This is a genomic window from Acinetobacter sp. YH16031 (assembly GCF_013417335.1).
Classification (GTDB): domain Bacteria; phylum Pseudomonadota; class Gammaproteobacteria; order Pseudomonadales; family Moraxellaceae; genus Acinetobacter.
In genome coordinates, this window is record NZ_VPED01000117.1 from 1 (window position 1) to 2099 (window position 2099).

2 protein-coding genes are annotated in these 2099 nt (G+C 34.3%); both read right to left on the reverse strand.

What is annotated here, in order from left to right:
* A partial coding sequence (locus FTV31_RS16400) for a protein rep (protein WP_180015711.1) occupies nt 1-458 on the reverse strand: 458 nt, incomplete at its 3' end.
* 1036 nt (nt 459-1494) lie between these two features.
* Nucleotides 1495-2099 (reverse strand): hypothetical protein (locus FTV31_RS16405; protein WP_180015713.1); only part of this gene is annotated, 605 nt, incomplete at its 5' end.

A 2099-nucleotide genomic window follows, 5' to 3' on the forward strand; every position in this document is an offset into this window, starting at 1 on the left:
GGTCTAATAGTACATTCCATTGTCCTAATTCCTTTTAAAAAAACACCACTCTTAAAGGCATCCCCTCTCTTGTCTTTGCTTGAATTATAGAGCATTCTCCAGCTTTTTTCCATTTCTTCTATTTGGCTTTGGAGTTCTTCAATGGAACAAGTAGGTCTTGTAAGAGTAACAAAAAACGGCTGTCCAAAATCATTAATTTGAGTAGCATATTGTTTTATATTAATAGCACTACGTATACGATTACAAGTATAGCACCAACGATTTTTGCAGTAAGTTGAAGTCATTTTTTCGCCGTTATAATGTTTAACACGATTGCAATGATAAGTATTATCATAGCTCTTTTTTAGAGGAGAGCTGGGATTCCACATTGCTAAATTAATTGCAAAGTGGTCTGTTATGGCTTTGTATTTTTGTTGTTTCTGTCCTTGTGTAAGGCTTTTTTTATTATCTTTACCCATAGAAAATGAGACGATACAATATCGCGTTTTAGTCTTGCTGAAGAGGTCGGATTCCAAAGCAAGAATTATACATCTTTGTCTTTTATCGAATCAAAGATACAAAAAATAAATGCTTGGGTTTTTACTCAAGCATTATTTTTTTACAGCAATTGCTGTTTTTTATCTCTCATTTTAGGAGCAAGGGGCTAAAACGTCATGACAATTTCACTGCGTTACATTGCATTCCTATTTCGTCCCTTGAAAATTTTTTACGCTTCGCTAAATTTTAGATTTTTCATTCTGAAAAATTGGAAAAAAACCCACTTGAAAAATAGATTTCCCAAGCAGTTATGCTAATGTATCAAGGCTATGAGGTAAAACCCTTGAAAACAAAGGACTTAGGGGCTTTTTACCGACAAATAGAAAAGTTAGATTTTAAAGCCTTTTTTCTTTGAAAAAAGTAGGTAGGTTTTTTAGCGTTTTTAGAACAAAACAAGTTCTTTTTTTCTGATGAAAAGACAAAAAAAAAGCCCAGAGTTATCTCTAGACTTCTTGTTTCGTTTTCGAATTTCGGCGCTCAAGAGTTGCACCTCTGCAGAGCTCTTTACCTCCTCATCGACTCACAAATATAATGTTTTTTTTCGGAAGTTCCGCCCCCTCCCCCACCTTGGTGGCAAGAAGTTTTTGTGTCACAAAAACACATCTTGCAACTATTTAAAATCGCTATGTTATTATATAAAACCGTGTTTAGTGAAGATTTTATTTTCTCGCATTACCAATGGAGAAAATTCTTTTCTCCATTGGTAATGCGAAATATCATAGGACTAAAAGTGCAAAATATCAAAAGACCAGAGTATAAAAATATCAAAATATCAAAATATCAAAGGATATTTTACCCCTCCGATTTCATATGATTTTATCATTGGTATAACCTACTAGACCAATTTTTAATCGTACCTCTAAAATTTGGTCGTAGGCTCTTCGAGAGATAAAAAACAAATCTTGTTTTGTTCTGAAAACGCTAAAAAACCTAAATGTTTTAGCGCAGCTAAAAAAATCACTCCCGTACTTTTTTCTGACACAATCGGAGAATTTCCGGTTCTAGTTCTTCGCCGATCAACATTTCCCCTGTTGCTTGGTTAACCCAATCGAATGCATCTTTTTGCCAAATCCATAAACTTTCTTCGTTTCCTAGACGCAAATAAAGTTCTTCTTCAAATTGTCCTTGTACTTGAAAATCTTCGTCTGTCGGCTCTTTTATAGCTTTAATTCCTCCAAAAGTAGCAAGAGTACGTTTCCCTTTTAAAATACAAAAAAGTGCGTCTAATCGTTTAAAATTATCTGATTTAGACAAATCAACAGTCATTTTAATAGCGTACTTAAATAACTCCGATAAAGCTCCTGCATTAGCAGGCCTGATATCTTGAGCATTTGGATTAGATTGAGGATTCCGTTTTAACCATTCTTTTACAATCCACTCAGCATTCGCCCACCCATCAACAATCATATGCATATGGTAGTGATATTGTCCATTCGGTCTAATAGTACATTCCATTGTCCTAATTCCTTTTAAAAAAACACCACTCTTAAAGGCATCCCCTCTCTTGTCTTTGCTTGAATTATAGAGCATTCTCCAGCTTTTTTCCATTTCTTCTATTTGGC